General features: G+C 37.8%; 14 protein-coding genes. 3 read left to right on the forward strand and 11 right to left on the reverse strand.

The features are described from left to right. Window positions 1–6 precede the first annotated feature (6 nt). The 5 genes from trmB to pepV all read right to left on the reverse strand — a co-directional run bounded on the left by trmB (window position 7) and on the right by pepV (window position 5,462). Window positions 7–657 (reverse strand): tRNA (guanosine(46)-N7)-methyltransferase TrmB, encoded by a 651-nt coding sequence (gene trmB / locus MKY46_RS17615; RefSeq protein ID WP_340835011.1) that lies wholly within the window; start codon window positions 655–657, stop codon window positions 7–9. 95 nt (window positions 658–752) lie between these two features. After that, entirely contained in the window at window positions 753–1,685 is a 933-nt protein-coding gene (locus MKY46_RS17620) for a diacylglycerol/lipid kinase family protein (RefSeq protein ID WP_058845061.1), read from the reverse strand. A 3-nt stretch (window positions 1,686–1,688) separates the two neighbouring features. Beyond that, window positions 1,689–2,693, reverse strand: a complete 1,005-nt coding sequence (locus MKY46_RS17625) for a nuclease-related domain-containing protein (RefSeq protein WP_058845060.1) — start codon at window positions 2,691–2,693, stop codon at window positions 1,689–1,691. Between the two features lie 480 nt (window positions 2,694–3,173). Continuing rightward, window positions 3,174–4,028 (reverse strand): D-amino-acid transaminase, encoded by an 855-nt coding sequence (dat, locus tag MKY46_RS17630; protein ID WP_340811902.1) that lies wholly within the window; start codon window positions 4,026–4,028, stop codon window positions 3,174–3,176. Between the two features lie 27 nt (window positions 4,029–4,055). Beyond that, window positions 4,056–5,462, reverse strand: a complete 1,407-nt coding sequence (pepV, locus tag MKY46_RS17635) for a dipeptidase PepV (protein WP_036118797.1) — start codon at window positions 5,460–5,462, stop codon at window positions 4,056–4,058. A gap of 357 nt (window positions 5,463–5,819) precedes the next feature. Between pepV and MKY46_RS17640 the strand changes: the two genes are divergently transcribed. Together MKY46_RS17640 and MKY46_RS17645 are read left to right on the forward strand one after the other, a co-directional pair. Beyond that, window positions 5,820–6,041: a DeoR family transcriptional regulator gene (locus tag MKY46_RS17640; RefSeq protein ID WP_036118795.1), complete on the forward strand. Its 222-nt coding sequence runs from the start codon at window positions 5,820–5,822 to the stop codon at window positions 6,039–6,041. Window positions 6,042–6,313: 272 nt separating this feature from the next. Next, window positions 6,314–7,483 (forward strand): MDR family MFS transporter, encoded by a 1,170-nt coding sequence (locus MKY46_RS17645; RefSeq protein WP_080717032.1) that lies wholly within the window; start codon window positions 6,314–6,316, stop codon window positions 7,481–7,483. Between the two features lie 48 nt (window positions 7,484–7,531). On the opposite strand, the gene MKY46_RS17650 is transcribed toward MKY46_RS17645, so the two are convergent. The 4 genes from MKY46_RS17650 to asnB form a co-directional block, all read right to left on the reverse strand. After that, window positions 7,532–9,049 carry a GGDEF domain-containing protein gene (locus MKY46_RS17650; protein WP_036118791.1) on the reverse strand — a complete coding sequence of 506 codons (1,518 nt, stop codon included), beginning with the start codon at window positions 9,047–9,049 and terminating at the stop codon, window positions 7,532–7,534. Window positions 9,050–9,207: 158 nt separating this feature from the next. Beyond that, a complete protein-coding gene (locus MKY46_RS17655) occupies window positions 9,208–9,921 on the reverse strand; it encodes a pseudouridine synthase (protein ID WP_036118789.1) in 714 nt (237 codons plus the stop codon). 10 nt (window positions 9,922–9,931) lie between these two features. Continuing rightward, on the reverse strand, window positions 9,932–11,545 hold the full coding sequence (locus MKY46_RS17660; protein WP_080717031.1) for a putative polysaccharide biosynthesis protein: 1,614 nt from the start codon (window positions 11,543–11,545) through the stop codon (window positions 9,932–9,934). 271 nt (window positions 11,546–11,816) lie between these two features. Further along, a complete protein-coding gene (gene asnB / locus MKY46_RS17665) occupies window positions 11,817–13,667 on the reverse strand; it encodes an asparagine synthase (glutamine-hydrolyzing) (protein ID WP_036118787.1) in 1,851 nt (616 codons plus the stop codon). Window positions 13,668–13,954: 287 nt separating this feature from the next. Between asnB and MKY46_RS17670 the strand changes: the two genes are divergently transcribed. Beyond that, complete coding sequence (locus MKY46_RS17670; RefSeq protein WP_036118785.1) at window positions 13,955–15,205, forward strand: BaiN/RdsA family NAD(P)/FAD-dependent oxidoreductase; 1,251 nt, start codon at window positions 13,955–13,957, stop codon at window positions 15,203–15,205. Window positions 15,206–15,674: 469 nt separating this feature from the next. Here the strand turns inward: MKY46_RS17670 and MKY46_RS17675 are convergent, their stop codons facing one another. Next, window positions 15,675–16,367 carry an AIM24 family protein gene (locus MKY46_RS17675; RefSeq protein WP_036118779.1) on the reverse strand — a complete coding sequence of 231 codons (693 nt, stop codon included), beginning with the start codon at window positions 16,365–16,367 and terminating at the stop codon, window positions 15,675–15,677. A 276-nt stretch (window positions 16,368–16,643) separates the two neighbouring features. Continuing rightward, window positions 16,644–17,912 carry an L-lactate MFS transporter gene (locus MKY46_RS17680; RefSeq protein WP_036118777.1) on the reverse strand — a complete coding sequence of 423 codons (1,269 nt, stop codon included), beginning with the start codon at window positions 17,910–17,912 and terminating at the stop codon, window positions 16,644–16,646. Between the last annotated feature and the right edge of the window lie 115 nt (window positions 17,913–18,027).

Here is an 18,027-nt window from a genome sequence, read left to right on the forward strand (position 1 = left end):
TTCCCCCTACAATTTAGTGATAAATTGTGATTCTAAGCGATAAATCGGCTGCCCTTTCGCAGAAAATTTCTCCTCATATTCCGTCATCACATTATCCTCTGGCATATTTGCATGTAGGTCGAGAGATACATACTTTAGTAACATACCATATTCAGACATACTGATTAAAGAATACTCGAACAGACCACGGTTATCCGTTTTAAAATGGACTTCCCCATTATCCACTAAAATCGACTCATATAATTTCAAAAAACCCTCGTGCGTTAAACGTCTTTTTGCATGACGTGTTTTTGGCCAAGGATCTGAGAAATTCAGGTATACACGTGATACATCATTTTTATCAAAGAATTTATATAAATCTGCGCCATTTACTTTTAGTAAGCGTAAATTCGCTGGAGATTTTGCCTCTAGCACTTTTTCTAGTGCACAAACAATCACACTATCATAAAGCTCAATGCCAATATAATTAATCGTTGGGTTTTGCAAAGCCATACCTGTAACAAATTGCCCTTTTCCAGAACCTACTTCAATATGGATAGGATTGTCATTTCCGAAAACAGACTGCCACTTTCCTTTAAAGTCTTCAGGATTTGGAATAATCACCTCTAGGTGATCTGTAATCATTTCCTCTGCCCAAGGCTTATTTCTTAATCTCAATGTTGTTCCTCATTTCTTTCTTGTGAAGTTATTAATGTTTTATAGTATAACGTATTCCCCTACAATTCGCATGAAATTATTGCACAATGATATTTTTAGGCATCTTTAGCAATAACCTGCCATGCATTTTGCTGTACTGTACAGTGTATAGGGATCCCTTGATTCACAACGCCCACGTAATTGCCATCCGTATGACAATCAACCTGATGAGCGCGTACACTCATATCAAAGTGTTGGCCCTGTAAAAAAGTAATTTCCTTAAATTTTGTATGCTTTTCAAAAAAAACAGTGATAAAAACAAGTAATAATTTGATACGTGATATTCCATGGACAATCGTTATATCCACAAGGCCATCATCTGCTTTTGCAGCTGGTGATATTTTCATGCCTCCCCCGAAATAAGGCTGATTACTCATCGCTACAAACCATGCCTGCTGGAATTGCCATTCTTGTTCACCTGAACGAATCGTTACATCAAAACGCTCAAAGCGAAATAATCCTCTCATAACAGCTACAGCATAGGAAAGCTTTCCTAGCCCAATTTTATTGAGATAAAATTTAAGACGAGATGTATTAATTGATTTTGTCACATAGGCATCGAAGCCTATACCCGCATTATTAACGAAAATTTCATTCCATTTATCACCGAGCTGAATAATTCCAGCATCCATCTGTGTATTGGCCATAGTGGTCCTTACATAGGCCTCTATTTGCCTCGCATGTTGAAAGCTTGGGAAAAAGCGGGCAAAATCATTGCCAGAGCCTGCTCGAACGACACCTATAATGACGTATTTATTATGTACAACACCACTAACTACCTCATGGATGGTGCCATCACCACCAACAACGACAAGTAACATGTGTTCTTGCTGTTGCTGAGCCCATTGTTTGGCTATTTCCTTTCCATGTCCTTCATATTCCGTAAAAGCTACTTGATAGGTGATCGTTAGTTGCTGTTGCAGCTGAAGCCAAACCCTCTTGCCTTTCCCGTTTCCTGCTGCCTCATTGACAATAAATAATACCTGCATATATCAGTCCTCTGTTGGTTGTGGCGCTTGCTGCCAAATGTCTCGATTAAAGGAGGTTGTTTGGACAGTATTTAAAATTGTTTGAGCAGCCCGTATTTGCATATGCTTCATAGGAGAGGAAACTTTTCTCAACTGCTCTATCCATTCGTGGTAATTTCGACGATCAACAAAGCGAATCCCAAATGGTGCACCAGGATAATCAAAATAACCATTCCGAGTTAGCACAACTTTACGGATAGGCATATCTATATTCTCTTGTTTAAATAATTGCGATAGCACCGATTCCATCCGCCCTAAATTAATTGTTGGATTCAGTACTTTAACGTCCTTAGTTCCCACTTTCTTCATCCAGAAGCGATCACTCCCACCTACATAGACAGCTTGATTTTCAGCTTCTAACACCGTAATACAAATACATTCTGTTGGTGACATGAGTACTACATCAAGCTCAATAGGGGCTTTTCTTATTTGTAGAATAGGATAATAAAACAACAAATAGTTATCTGGTAACGTTTGCAATAATGTACGTAGTAAAGAGTCACGCATGAAACGAGGATCTACATATGATTTTTCACGTAATGTTGAACTAGCCCATTTCATTTGAAAATGGAAAAATTGATCGATAAACATTCGTTTCAGCTCATGGATGGATTGTGGTGCAAACACAATTTTAGGTTCAAATGTGAGCGTCGTTTCTTCTTCTGGAATGGTATCTTCATCACTGACAAGCTCGTTGGATATTTCTAGTTTTTCAACATCCTCAGTTGCTTCCTTTTGGCGGCCAGCAAAGATTTTTTTGAAGAAGGAAAACCGTTCCTTTTCTTCGAAGGCATTTGTTTCTGCCTCATTGTCGTCATGTTGCCATTCGCTTATATCCTCTCCCAATTCCCACTGACGCTTAATGCGCTCCCACTGACTTTTCTTTAAGCGCACAAATTGAGTTGGATATCTCGCTAAATCAATTTGATAGCGTGAAATATAATCTTGTAATTTCACCAATTGTGCCATGTAAAGGTCACTCCATTCTTACTCACCATATCTATATTTCTTTTTATCTTGATTCAGCAATTGTTTTTTGTACTAAAAGCGTGTGTTCAAACGCTCGCTGAAATAGGGAGAACACTGTCAAAAAGCATCATGCCCTGAAGCAATGACGACGTGATCTACTCCATGTTGTCCCGAATTCCCCGACGAATGTTACAACCTTTAAGAGAAGATAGTTAACTGCTATCACAGCACAGGATGGCTTGAGGTTAACTTCTTACTTGCAGGCTTGAAAAAATTTAGACACTATTACACCGAGGCATCATGGATTACGATTGCTTTAGTAGAAAAAGAGGCAATTGTATACATTACATCGACATTTGTTCTACGAATTTCAATCTGTAAAATTATTCTTTCCTATCCTTTTTATTTTACATGACGACACTCAACATTACATCCATAAAAAAGAGAACTATCCTTATTGGTAGTTCTCTAAAATGTTTTTTATTTTGTATTTGAAGAAAGTGGTAATTTCGCTTCAAAAGCTTGTTGCAATTGACGTGTCCAGTCCCCTGGTACACCAGCACCAATTTGGTTTCCATCAACATCCACTACAGGCGTCACTTCAGAAGATACAGACGAAACAATGATTTCATCCATCGTTAATAAATCCGCTTTTGTCATCGGCTCTTCCACGACAGGTAAATTAATTTCCTCTGCACATTTTAAAATGACTTGACGGGTAATGCCATTTAAAATGAAGTTATTCGCTGGATGTGTATAAAGCTTGCCGTCTTTAATACCATAAACATTCGCTGATGAGCATTCTGTCACGATATCCCCACGATGTAATATCGCTTCATAGCAACCTTTTTCAGCAGCCTCTTGCTTTGCTAATACGGCACCAAGTAGGTTTAAAGATTTGATATCACAGCGTAACCAACGAATATCCTCAACAAAAGTAGCCTTTACCCCTTTTTCAAAGTTTTCATATGCACGTTCACCCTCTTTAACATTACCAGTTAATACAGCTGGAACACTCGCATCTGGGAAAACATGATTACGGGCATTAGCACCACGTGTAATTTGGAAGTATACATGCCCTGTATCTAGATTATTTTTTTCAATTAGCTCATGTAATAATTTGTGTAAAACGTCCTTTGTATAAGGAATAACAAGACGAATTTTTTCGGCGCTTGCATAGAAACGATCAATATGCTCTTGTGCTGTAAACATATTTCCGTTATAAACTTTGATTACCTCATAAATGCCGTCACCGAATTGATAACCTCGGTCTTCTGGAGATATCACAATCGATCCTTCTTCAACAATTTGATCATTCCATAATGAATATGCCATGTTTTGTTCATCCTTTTCGTCTTTGAGTTATTTTTTTCCTGCAAGTTCAACAATTGCTTCAGCATAAATTGCTGCAGCTTTAACGAGATTTTCAACGACAACAAACTCATCTGCACGATGCGCTACATCTGGCTCTCCCGGAAACAGCATGCCAAATGCCACACCTTTTTTCATCACACGTGCATACGTCCCACCACCTGTCGATAATAGAGGTGTTTCTCTATCACCCGTTTGACGTCTATAAATAGCTGCTAATGTTTGGATAAATGGATCATCTTCACTGACATAATGCGGTTTGGAGTCGTCTTGAATATCTAGTGAGAACCCTTTTTCCACCGTTAAGCGTTGAGCCGCCGTTATTTTTTCATCGAATGGGTAGGACACAGAATAGCGCATACTAATTACTAAACTGCCACCTTTATGAACATCATAGCTGACGATACCTGGATTTAATGTAGTTTTTCCTGACATTGCATCCTCAAACTGTAGCGCAAGCTGATGGCCGTAATGATCCTGATAAAAAACATGTGCGATAAAGTCAACAAATTGTTTACTTGCCTCTGTCGTCAACTCTTGTTGTAAAAATGCTGCAAGATAAACAGCTGCATTAACACCTTTTTCTGGTTCCATTGCATGGGCTGCTTTACCTTTGATAGTTATTATATAGCGAGAGTCCTCCATTAATAAAGAGCCATCTAGCTGATTTTTGCTTAAAAATGTTTGAAAATTCTGTTCGAATGACTCGGAGACATGCTGAATTGTTGCTTTCGCAAAATCAGGTACCATATTTGGGCGCTTTCCTGCATTAAATAGTAGTAGTTGTTCTTTCGTTGCATCACCTATTTTATTTTGAGAGAACACAAGCTCGGCAATGCCTTTTTCCGCATTGATGAGCGGGAAATCCGCATCTGGTGCAAAACCAATTGTCGGCATTTCCTCTTGTTTAAAATAGTGGTCGACACAGCGGAATCCTGTTTCTTCATCCGTACCAATAATCATTCGTACTCTTTTTTCTAATGGAATACCCGCTTCTTTCACAAGCTTCATAGCCATCCATGCCGCAATCGTAGGACCTTTATCGTCAATCGCACCACGTGCATATAACTTACCGTCTGCTACTGTACCGCTGAATGGTGGGTATGTCCAGTCAGCTTCGTCTCCAACCGGTACAACATCAACATGACATAAAATACCAAGTGATTCTTCACCTGAACCCATTTCAATATGCCCAGCATAATTATCAACATTTTTCGTTTGTAAGCCTTCGTTCTGACCTTTTGCTAGTAACCATTCAAGCGCTTGAAGTGGACCATCTCCAAATGGTACTTCAGTAGTTATTGTATCCTCATCAAGAACACTATTAATTTGCACAAGCTCCTGTAACTCTTGTATCAATTCATCTTGCCTTTCTTTTGCAGCCTGTAACCAATCCATACCATATACCTCCTTCAAAGTATCAACATTATTCTACACCTTACAACATATATGACAATCAGCTTTCTGACAACTATTTTCAGTAACTTCTACTGACACTACCACATATAGCATGTTTTTCACGTATTCCCACAAAATACAGTATAAAATTTATATTTCAAATGTAAATTTCTCTTGCATTCACTAGAAAATTAAGTAGTTTTTCTATATAATGAAGTTATCAGAATAATTGTTCTGACTATAAAATTAGAAAAGGGGATGTCTAAGGCAGCTACTTATTAGCCTAAGTGCACTCCGCACATATTGTCGTCCGCTAGTCTTTGCCAAGAGAATTAAGATGAAGGAGTGGTTCATTTAATGAAACCAACTACTGATCGAATGCTTAATCGTATTAAAGACGTGTACATGTTTATTTTAGACAAAGGAACCGTGTCTACACAGGATTTAGTCGAAGAGTTTAGTATCACTCCTCGCACCGTTCAAAGAGATTTGAACGTGTTAGCCTTTAACGATTTGGTAATGAGTCCAAGTCGAGGCAAATGGACAACGACGAAGAAAAAAGTAAAAATGACGTCTTAGTTTTACGTTTTGTACGTAAAGCATTGTGTATGGAAAAAGAATGACCTTTCGTCGGGGTCATTCTTTTTTGTCGTTATAAGCGTATTAGATTTTTTTATGGCTTATTGGAAGGGCCAGTCATTTCACTATTGTGCATTCAAAACATACCCTTTATGCTCCATACTTACAGAAAAATTTCCCTATGTGCTCCTTCAAGATTATTTTGACTATTTACAGTTGCTTAACAATCCGTTAAACTCGAAACATTCTAAATGTTGAGAGGAGGATTTTATTTGAAATTGTCAACGTACTTTCATCCATTAGTTTGGATTATCTTAGGCGGAACAATATTTACACGTATTGCAAGCTTTATGGCAATGCCTTTTTTAGCTATTTATCTACATAATGAAATTCAAGCCTCCCCTTTACAAATTGGGTTGACGATTGGAATTGCGCCACTTATTTCCACTATTGGTGGATTTTTTGGTGGTTATCTAACAGATCGCTTTGGTCGAAAAAGTGTTATTTTACTAACGATTATTGTTTGGAGCCTTGTATTTTTCGGCTTTGCAACTGTTCATACCGTATGGCTCTTTGTCCTATTCAATGCCTTGAATGGTCTTTGTCGTTCATTTTTTGAACCTTCCACACAGGCATTAATGATTGATTTTACACCTGCTGATAAACGAAAAAGACTATTTTCGTTACGTTATACAGCCATTAATATTGCAGCGGTCATCGGCCCTATTATCGGTGTGTACATCTCACAGCTATCAAGTCCAAGTATCCCCTTTATGCTGACAGGTATTATGTATATCATTTATGCTGTATTTTTATTTTTCGTGTTAAACCGTTATCAAATGCAACAACCTAAAGCTGTCACTCAAACAAAAATACTAAGTACATTCACAATTTTATTAACAAATCGTGTACTACTTAGCTTTATTTTAGGTGCCATCCTAATCAATATAGGATACTCTCAATTTGATTCTACATTACCACAAATCATTGAATTAAAAATCGAGGAAGGTGCGAAACTTTATTCGCTATTAATCTCTCTCAATGCAGCGGTTGTCTTATTATTACAATTACCAATAAGCATTGTATCAGAGCGGTTTTCATCGTCCGCAACATTATTGGTAGGTATACTGTTCTTTGCAATTGGTCTATTTTTATTCGGATTCTCCAATAATTATACGCTCTATATCATCGCCATGATTATTTTTACAATAGGTGAGATTTTTGCCTTCCCAACAATGAATGTTATGATTGATGAAATTGCACCAGATACACAAAAAGCAACTTATTTGGGCGCTGCGCAATTTAAAAATTTAGGCGGCTTTATTGGACCCATAATAGGTGGTTGGTTATTGACTCATTATATGAATGCTATGTTTGCTGTCATCGCCATTCTTGTATTATGTAGTTGTTTCTTTTATAGATCCAAAACGACAACGCATTAAAAAACGCTCCATTGCTATCATTGGCTAATGATAGAATGGAGCGTTTTTTTAAATACTATAGTCTTCGTCAGCAGCGACCTCAGCATAACTAGAATATTGATCTTTACCTGCATTTTTAGATTGATATAGTGCCTTATCCGCCCGTTCAAATAAGCTCATTTCTGTCTCTTCAACATGATGATAAATGGCGCCACCCATGCTGACAGATAATACGGACCATTTTTCACTAGCATATCCCTCATATTTTACGGTTCTGATTTGAGTCAAAATGGCCTCTGCAATTTGTTGCATCTGTTGTTCTGTCGTATCGTACAAGACAATAGCAAATTCATCTCCACCGAATCTCACGACAAAGCCATTGTTTTTCACTACATGCTTTAAAATCATGGCTGTTTCAATCAGGATACGATCCCCTTCCACATGCCCAAATTGATCATTTACTTGCTTAAAATTATCCAAGTCGATTAACAATAAACCCGGCACATTCATTTTTCGTTTTTTTAATAAATTGTCAAACTTCCGAATATAGGTAGCACGATTATAGACACCCGTTAACGGATCGAATGTGGCAAGATAGATTGTTTTAGATAAAATTTTATTGATGACTAATAGCATAATAAATGCTGTTAGCAAGGCAATGGATAGTAAAATCCAAAATTGTTTTGTATTTTTTTGGAGCGCTTCTATTTTAGTAGAATTGACAAATTTCACATAAACAAGCCTTTTTGAAGACTCCCCTCTCACTGTCTCTGCTTCATAAGGCAAAAAAAGATGCGTTTCTATATAACCATGATGTAATGCTTTTTGAAATTCAACTGGCTCCATTTTTTTCTTCGCTAGCTCAAAATATTGCTGAAATTGTTTGGATTGATCTCGCACGGTGATCTTCTTCAATCTAGAATCATCAAAAAAAACTCCACCGGCGTTAATGATTTGCACTTCTACTAAATCCTCGTATTTAGCAATTAAGGATTCTGCGGTTTTCTCAAAATTAAAGGTTTGAAAGACTGGATCATTCAGTAAGTCTATGCCTAACTCAAGCAGATATTTCTTATCATGCGTTGCCAAATAGCCGAACTTTCGGTATTCTCCTGTCGTTGTCGAAATATCTATTCCATCTGTATAAAACTCACCACTAGCACGCCGCTCATCCAATAATGCCGAAAAACGCTGACAGCAGCTCGAAAAATCCAAACCAATATCTTTCTCAAATGTCGTGTAAATCACCTTGTTGGATTGATCTACTATGTAAATATCCATACCATGCTTCTGTTTCTTCTGTTGCAAATCCCAAGTTTCAATAGCAGGATTTTTGCGATAATCGTTTTGTAATTTTCTAAGTTCCTGTTCCATATTATCTGACATATTTTTATCAAAATAAAAATGAGCATTATCGATCGTTTGCATATCTGTCAGAATATGATTTTCAATTAATACTTTATTCATGGCCACTTGCTTCTCGATATCTGCCACTAGTATTTGTCTGTTGACATATGAAATGACAGCAACGAGTATGACTGCAAAAGCTATTAAAGATAGTAATAATTTTATACGCAGGTTCTTCATATATTTGTCCTCTACCTATTTTCACCATCATATTTTAAAAACTTTAGATAATGATAAGCTACATGAGTACATCACAGTAACTCATTCATATTATACCGTTACTGTCATCATACTGTATATAAAAAATCCCCGATGCTATAGTAGCACCGAGGATTGTGTTAATGATTGTTTTGTAAGCTGGCTAGCTCTTCTGCAGTTAGTTCACGATATTCACCTAATGCCAGCTTATCATCTAGGTGAAGATTCCCCATAGACAACCGCTTTAAATACGTTACACGTTTACCCACAGCCTCAAACATTCGTTTCACCTGATGAAATTTGCCTTCCTGAATTGTCAGCTCTATTTCTGATTGCTGTGCAGATTGTAGAATCACAAGCTTTCCAGGCTTTGTAACGTAGCCATCATCTAATTCCACGCCATGCGCAAATTTCTCGACATCTTCTTCCGTCACAACGCCCTCAATCTGTGCAAAATAAACCTTTGGCACATGTTTTTTCGGAGACAATAAATTATGGGCCAGCAAACCGTCATTGGTTAATAACAGTAACCCTTCTGTATCTTTGTCCAGCCGTCCAACTGGGAAAGGTTGAAAATGCTGATGCAATGGCTCTAATAATTCAATCACCGTTTCGTCTCTTAAATCCTCTGTTGCAGAAATAACATCAGGTGGCTTATTCATCATAAAATAGACAAACTCTGTATAAACAACGCGCTCTCCAAACACTGATACAATCTGCTGTTCTGGGTCTACATGTAGCGCTGCGTCTTTAACATAAGCACCATCCACTGTGACAGCCTTTTGCTTTAATAGCTGCTTCACTTCTTTACGGGAACCATACCCCATATTCGCTAGTAATTTATCTAAACGCATAGTACCACTCCTATTTCATTCCCAGTTTGCTCATAATGCGCGTTAATCGTTCACCCAATAACTTTTGTGCCAAACCTAAGCGCAGTGATAAAAAGCCGTAAACAGCCACACCAACACCCGCACAAATAATAGAGAATAGTAATGCTGAGAATTTACTATCTACTGGGCCCATAAGCAATTCCAATAATTTATGCACAACGAGCACGCTAATTGCCATTGCCATTGTCAATAAAGCAATCAACATAACACGACGAACAACCATTTCTGATCGATAATTCAATGTTTTTCGTAGCACAAGGATATTGATAAGAATCGATACACTATAGCCAATTGCAGTTGCCACAATGGCACCATCTGCCTCCAGCCAACGAATGAATGGAATATTTAACGCTAGCTTAACGAATATCCCTGATAATAAGCTGAAGACAATCCACTTTTGAAAATCAATCCCTTGTAACAACGCTGCTGTTACTTGGAATAATGCAAATAAAATCGCAACTGGTGCATAATGCGCTAATATAGTAGCACCCATTTCACTTTCTGAATAAAGCATGAAGTAGATTTCATTAGCTAAAAGAGAAATACCTACTACAGCTGGCAATGTAATAAAAATTAAAATTTGATAGGTTTTATCCATCGCATGGCGTAGTGATAAATACTCACCCTGTGTGTAATATTTTGTAATCGTCGGTACTAATGCCATTGAAAAGCCTGTCGCTAGCATGACCGGAATGATGACAACCTTATGTGTCATAAAGTTTATCATCGATAAATAAGTATCTGTCACTTCTGCTAAACCAATGGAAGTCATCGCCCCATTAAATGTAAGCATGTCAACTAATTGGAATAACGGGTTGGCTACTCCAACAAACACCATTGGTATGGAATAGGTAATCACTTCTTTATAAATATTGGACATCGGTAGCTGTGTAGACGTCACACTTTGGCTACGTAATAAGTTGAATTCAGGCTGATATTTTTTCCAGTAGTAATAAAGAACACCTAATCCACCGATTGCCCCAATAAAGGCAGCAAACACAGCAAACGAAATCGCTGTCTCTGGCTTCCCTTTGAACACCACAACGACTAAGAAAGAACCACCAAGTAACACAACAATTCGCACAATTTGTTCTACCAATTGAGAAACTGCCGTAGGCTCCATTTTGTCATAGCCTTGGAAGAAGCCGCGCCATAGACTCATAAATGGTACGACGATTAAGGCAAAGCTGACCCAGCGAATCACCGAAGCAATTTGTTCAACCGTAAAGACTTGTTCCTCACTTTTAATAACTAGCCCTGCTATCGGCGTTGCAAGCAGGAAGAGTGCGATAAATGCCCCGAAGCCTGTTACCATCATAATGAGTATGCCCGATTTCATCAGCTTGCGACCTGATTGATAGTCTCCCATTGCATTATACTTGGAGACAAATTTAGAGACGGCTATTGGCGCACCTGAAATAGCTATTGCCAACATAATAGAATAGGGAATATATGCATACTGATAAAGCGCAATGTTCTTTTCGCCAACAATTGCATAAAACGGAAAAATATAAATTAATCCGAGTACCTTCGATAAAAACATCCCCAGTGTTAATATCGCAGTACCTTTCATTAAATTGGACATCATACCCATCCATTCATTGTAAAATCAATATTAATATCGTAACACTTCAAGGATACTTATAAAACATTTTCGTTTCTGTTACTTCAAAGAAACCAACATGCAAGCGCTATCACCTTGTGAATAGCATAAGTAAACCAACTGTAATCTTAACATATTTATAGGAAATGAGACGCATAAATACACCAAAAAGTTCATTCAAAAATACCTGATGAAAAAAGACCTTAAAATAATCGGTGAGGAATGGAACATCCCCACCGATTAACCGTATTTCTTATACCATGTCCACAAAGAACTTTTTATACCACACTAGGAATACATAAACCGTCCAAATATATCGACCGCGATTTGCTTTCCCTTCATAGTGTTCATCTAGATAGCCCACTAATTGTTTTGTATCAAAGAATTCATTCGCAAAGTCCGTTGTAAACATTTCTTTGACCATGCTGTAATACTTTTCTTCACGTAACCAGTGACGAATTGGCACTGGGAAACCAAGTTTTGGCCGTTTCGCCCATTCCTCTGGTAATTCTTGATGTGCCGCTTGACGTAAAACATATTTTGTATCAATGTCGTTGACACGATATCTAGATGGAATATTTTTCGCTAATTCCATAACTTCTTTATCTAAAAATGGTACACGTAATTCAATTGAATGAGCCATACTCATTTTATCTGCTTTTAATAAAATGTCACCAGGCATCCAAAGGTTTAGATCTAGGTATTGCATTTTTGTCACATCGTCATCACCAGGCACTTCATCATAAATACGTTTTGTAATCGATTTTACAGATGGCGCATTTTTATAAGCTGGTTTTAAAACATTAATGGCATCTACTTCATCCCACACGACTGCTTCTCCAATAAAACGCTCTTCTACCGTTTGAGCACCTTTAATAAGGAAGTTCGTATATTGATTTTTCGGTAGGGCTTCTGCCATTCCTCGTAATGTTTTACGAAGACCTAATGGTAGTTTTTCGTATTTTTGCATTTTCCCTGAGTTTTGATACCAAGCATAGCCACCAAAAATTTCATCTGCGCCTTCACCTGATAGCACAACTGTTACATCTTTTGATGCAAGCTCTGAAAGGAAGTAAAGTGGCACTGAAGATGGATTGGACTGTGGCTCATCCATATGCCATTGAATTTTAGGAAGAGCTTCAAAGCACTCATCCGCTGTAATATATCTACGTTCATTTTGAATATTCAACGTATCTGATAAATCTTTTGCAAGATTTGTCTCATTGAACATATCTTCATAGTCAGCAAATCCTACTGAGAAGGATTTATCTGGGCGTAATAAAGAAGTAATATAACTAGAGTCAATACCACCAGATAAGAATGAACCAACTTTTACATCACTAATTTTATGAGCTTCTACAGACTCTTTAACCGTTGACTGAATTTCTTCGATATATTTTTCAATCGGTGCGTCTTTTGCATGGAATTTTTTATCCCAATATTGCACAATTTGCTTTTGTCCATTTTGAATCAGCATATAGTGTGCAGGTGGTAATTTAAAGACACCTTTAAAGAAGGTTTCATCCATTGAAGAATATTGGAATGTTAAGTATGGGCGTATCGCCTGTTTATTTAATTCTTTAATAAATGAAGGATGTGGTAAAAACGATTTTATTTCAGAACCGAAAATAAATGTACCATCTGTTGTATGCTCAGAATAGTACAATGGTTTAATACCAAAACCATCACGTGCAATAAATTGTAAATCATTCTTTTTATCCCAAATACAGAAGGCAAACATCCCACGTAGTTTTTTCACAAAATCTACGCCATATTCTACATAGCCATAAATAATGACTTCACTATCTGACTGTGTTTTAAACGTATGACCTTTTTCAATAAGATCTGCACGTAACTCTTGGAAGTTGAAAATTTCCCCATTAAATACAAGCACAATATTGCCGTCTTCACTATATAATGGTTGATTTGCTACTTCTGATAAGTCAATAATACTTAATCGACGGAAACCTAACGTTACTTTATCGTCACTATGAATACCGCCGCTATCTGGTCCGCGGTGAATAATTGTATTCATCATATTTTCTATTGTTTGATGATGATCAATCACATTTGTTCCATTAATATAACCAATAAATCCGCACATTCTATTTTTCACCTCATAATTTAGTGCATAACCTTTACCATAATAGCATGAAAAGACGTTCATTTCATGCTGACAATGCTAATAAAGGAAAACTTTCATCGAAACAATTGTATAACAAAGATTCATGTGTTTCATTCTACTATAAACACTCTTCATCACGAAAGATGAGATAAGGAATTATAAAACACTTTTCTATTATTTTCAATGTCCAAGAAAACCCCTCTCTATATAGACTTCATGTATAATAGGAAAGATTCCTAATTTGAACAGAAAGTGAGTTTCTAACTATGTATGATGTAATCGTGATCGGTGGTGGCCCATCTGGTTTAATGGCGGCGATTGCTGCCGGAGAGCGTAAAAAGAAAGTGTTATTGTTAGAAAAAGGCGCAAAACTTGGCAAGAAATTAGCCATCTCTGGCGGTGGACGTTGTAATGTTACTAATCGTTTACCTGTCGAAGAAATAGTTAAGCATATACCTGGCAATGGTCGTTTTCTTTATAGTCCATTTACAGTTTATAATAACGAAGATATTATCGCATTTTTTGAAGGGCTTGGTGTCGCCCTAAAAGAAGAGGATCACGGCAGAATGTTCCCTGTATCCAATCGGGCACAAGATGTAGTTGATACACTAATTCGTCAGCTTCAACGACTACATATTGAAGTTCGTTTACACACAGCCGTCAGTAAGCTTCTGATGGACGAAAATAAAATTTTGGGTGTACGTCTTGCGGATGGCTCCGAAGTCCGTAGTCAAGCAGTCATTGTAGCAGTTGGTGGCAAGGCGGTCCCACAAACCGGTTCAACAGGTGATGGCTATCCTTGGGCAGAGCGTGCTGGTCATACAATCACGACGCTCTTCCCAACAGAGGTGCCTGTTCTATCAAAAGAGGACTTTATCCAAGCGCGTGAGCTTCAAGGTCTAGCATTGCGTGATGTCGCTGTCTCTGTGCTCAACAAAAAAGGCAAGACACTTGTCACACATCAAATGGATATGCTCTTTACCCATTTTGGCTTGAGTGGTCCCGCTGTTTTACGCTGTAGTCAGTTCGTTGTGAAAGAATTAATGAAAACAGGCTATGAACCAGTGACAATACGTATTCAGACACTGCCTCATTATAATGAAGAAACATGTCTGCAATATTTAAATAAACTAATCAAGGAAGATCCAAAAAAGGCTGTGAAAAATGTCTGGAAAGGCATTGCACCAGAACGGTGGCTCTTATTCTTATGTGAGCGAGCAAATATCGATGTCCAATCAACAGGTGCTGAGTTATCCCAAGAGAAAATTCGTCAATTAGCACATTTATTAGTCAATTTCACATTAAAAGTGAGCGGCACACAGTCACTTGACAAAGCGTTTGTTACGGGCGGTGGTGTCTCTGTAAAAGAAATCGAGCCAAAAACAATGGCATCAAAGAAAAAAGAAGGTTTATTCTTCTGTGGAGAAATTCTTGATATTCATGGCTATACAGGAGGCTATAATATTACCTCTGCGCTCGTAACGGGACGTATTGCAGGAATGCATGCTGCATTATAATAGAAGAGAAAGACCTTTTGGCAAGGCAAGGGGTTTATTTCCGTTCAAGGGGCGTCCGATAAGCCGCCTCCACCATGTTTCTTTATCTTTCATATAGCTGTTGCAATCGAATAGCCCTTTATTTGTATAATGAGAGAAAGAACAGGCTCTTATTTTCAATGTGGAGAAGTGTTTAGTTACAACACGCTTTCATAAATGCTTAGTGAACACCTTCACTTTATTTAAAAACCTTTGCTAAAAAGTTAAAGATTTGTGGGTTGAGGTGGCAGGCTACTTGACTCCCATGGGATAGCGAGACAGTTGAAACCCTACACAGAGCGGTAGCGGAGGAAGCGGCTCGGTGCTCGCCTACAGGAAAGCAAATAGCCAGCAACGGAAATCCATTTTCATCTTTCACAAAAATGCTATTGATTGCTTTGTTTTTCAACACTATGAAAAAGCGTGTCCAAGAAAAACGGACACGCTCTTTTTAGCTTTCACTAGACATATAAACTTCTTCAAACGGCTGGATAATGACAAAGCCTTCACCTGAAAATGCCATCTGAATGGATTCGCCACTGCCACGACCGATAAATGTACGGAAGCTGATATCTGTTTTAAACTCAGGTGTTAAATTTCCTGACCATGCAACGGTAGCATGTGGATCAGTATAAACTGTTTCACCTGGTTTCACTAATAATGTCAATGGTTCAAAATGTGTTGTAATGGCCACTTTCCCTGTTCCTTGTAGTGTCACATTGAATAAACCACCTGACATGATGCCAGCCATTTTACGCATTAAGCGTATATCCCATTCAATACTAGGCTCAAAGGCAAGTAAATCATTTCCGTTTACACAAATACTATCATTTTTCAAATCAAAAACCGTTACTTTCTTTCCTTGGTCTGCTAAATAAAGTCTTCCCTTTCCACTTGCTTTCATCAATTGCGTGCCTTCACCTGTTAAAGCCTTCTTAAACATCTTACCAAGACCATGCTCCAGCACACGCTCACGTTCAAATTTAATATCACCCGTATAGGAAATCATTGCACCCATTTTTGACCATACTTCACCGTTTAGATTCACTTCTAATACTCGTTCAGTTTCCAATTCAAAATAATCATTCTCATTGTCATCTTGCTGTGTTTTATGAACAAATTCATCTAAAGAAAATTTCCCCAAGATTCATCCCTCCTAATTACCTTATATACGTTTACTGTTGAGAAAAGATTCAAATTTTAGCGGATTGTCCCTGATTGTGCATTTCGTTACAAAATTTCTCTTTTAATAATAAAATCACTTCATTTCCAGTCATGTTATTGACATCAAATATATACTGTTATACATTAAATGAAGAAACGTTAATTGTTATATAACAACCGCTGCAAAAAAATAACTATATAAGTGCCATGTGCGAAATGACACTTATATAGTTCCTGTCTCAATTGAAAGTTCACTTTATTGAGTAGCGGAGACATCTCCAACATTTTGTGCTGCTTTTAAAGCAGTTTGTTTACGTACATCTGCGCGTAGTGTTAACGAAATAATTAATGAAGCTGCGATTAACCCAGCAAATACATAGAACACAGGAATATAGCTTCCGTAAGCATTTTTAATTGTACTTACTAACAACGGTCCGAAAATACCACCTAATGACCAAGTTGTTAATAAATAGCCATGAATAACGCCAAGTTGCTTTGTACCAAATAGATCACTAGCAAATGCAGGTAAATTCGAGAATCCACCACCGTAGCAACTAACAACTAAGAAAATAAGTGCTTGGAAAATAATTACGTTTGTTGTATGTGGTAGGACAATAAATGTAATTAATTGTGCTGTAAAGAAAATAACAAAAACGTTTGAACGACCAATATAATCAGACACAGCGGCCCAAATTAAACGACCACCACCATTAAATAGCCCCATTATTCCTACCATTGCAGCAGCACCAGCAACTGATAGACCAACAATCTCCTGTGCCATCGGAGAGGCAACAGATATCATCATAATCCCCGCAGTTACATTGACTAAATGCATGGACCATAGCATCCAGAAATGCTTTGTTTTGACAGCCTCACGCGCTGACATCACTGCTAAATCTTTCTTTACTACTTCTTTGCCTTTATCGGCAGCTGCCTTCATATTCGCTGGCATATAACCAGGCTTAGGCGGCGCTATATATGAAGCCCCTAAAATCATTAACGTGAAATAACTTGCCCCTAAAATAAAATACGTTGTAGAAATGCCAACTGCCTCCATTAAGTTGGCTGCGACTGGCGCTGTAATTAATGCACCAGATCCAAATCCAAGTACGGCCATACCTGTTGCTAGACCACGGCGATCTGGGAACCATTTTACAAGTGTTGATACAGGGGCTATATAACCAATCCCCATACCTAACCCACTAAGAACACCATATGTTAACCAGTACATGACAACAGAATCCATTGAAATCGCTACACCCGCACCAGCTTGTCCTGCTCCAAATAAGACAGCTGCTACCATCGCCGATTTACGTGGCCCCATTTTTTCTACTAAGCTACCAAATAATGCGGCAGAGAAACCTGCAAGCCCCATCATAATGGTAAAGGCAACCGTTACCTTTGTTTCACTCCATCCCATTTCTGTGACAATCGGTAGCTTATATACACTGTATGCATAGGCTCCACCGATTGAAAGGTGAATAGCGATTGCAGATAATGCAATTAACCATCTATTTTTATTCATAAATTCTCATTTCTCCCCTCTTTTGCTACCTGTGAAAATTCTATGAACGTCCATGTAAAACAATTTACCACTTAGAATTATTCAAATGCAAGATGTTTTTCTAAAAAATATTATT

The organism is Lysinibacillus sp. FSL M8-0355, assembly GCF_038008985.1.
GTDB lineage: Bacteria > Bacillota > Bacilli > Bacillales_A > Planococcaceae > Lysinibacillus > Lysinibacillus fusiformis_D.

Bases quoted from the DNA above. Each gene is read 5' to 3' on its own strand.
- MKY46_RS17655 (WP_036118789.1), bottom strand. From the start codon at position 9,921: ATGCGTTTAGATAAATTACTAGCGAATATGGGGTATGGTTCCCGTAAA.
- MKY46_RS17670 (WP_036118785.1), top strand. From the start codon at position 13,955: ATGTATGATGTAATCGTGATCGGTGGTGGCCCATCTGGTTTAATGGCG.
- MKY46_RS17640 (WP_036118795.1), top strand. From the start codon at position 5,820: ATGAAACCAACTACTGATCGAATGCTTAATCGTATTAAAGACGTGTAC.
- MKY46_RS17620 (WP_058845061.1), bottom strand. From the start codon at position 1,685: ATGCAGGTATTATTTATTGTCAATGAGGCAGCAGGAAACGGGAAAGGC.
- asnB (WP_036118787.1), bottom strand. From the start codon at position 13,667: ATGTGCGGATTTATTGGTTATATTAATGGAACAAATGTGATTGATCAT.
- MKY46_RS17680 (WP_036118777.1), bottom strand. From the start codon at position 17,912: ATGAATAAAAATAGATGGTTAATTGCATTATCTGCAATCGCTATTCAC.
- pepV (WP_036118797.1), bottom strand. From the start codon at position 5,462: ATGGATTGGTTACAGGCTGCAAAAGAAAGGCAAGATGAATTGATACAA.
- MKY46_RS17650 (WP_036118791.1), bottom strand. From the start codon at position 9,049: ATGAAGAACCTGCGTATAAAATTATTACTATCTTTAATAGCTTTTGCA.
- MKY46_RS17625 (WP_058845060.1), bottom strand. From the start codon at position 2,693: ATGGCACAATTGGTGAAATTACAAGATTATATTTCACGCTATCAAATT.
- MKY46_RS17660 (WP_080717031.1), bottom strand. From the start codon at position 11,545: ATGTCCAATTTAATGAAAGGTACTGCGATATTAACACTGGGGATGTTT.
- dat (WP_340811902.1), bottom strand. From the start codon at position 4,028: ATGGCATATTCATTATGGAATGATCAAATTGTTGAAGAAGGATCGATT.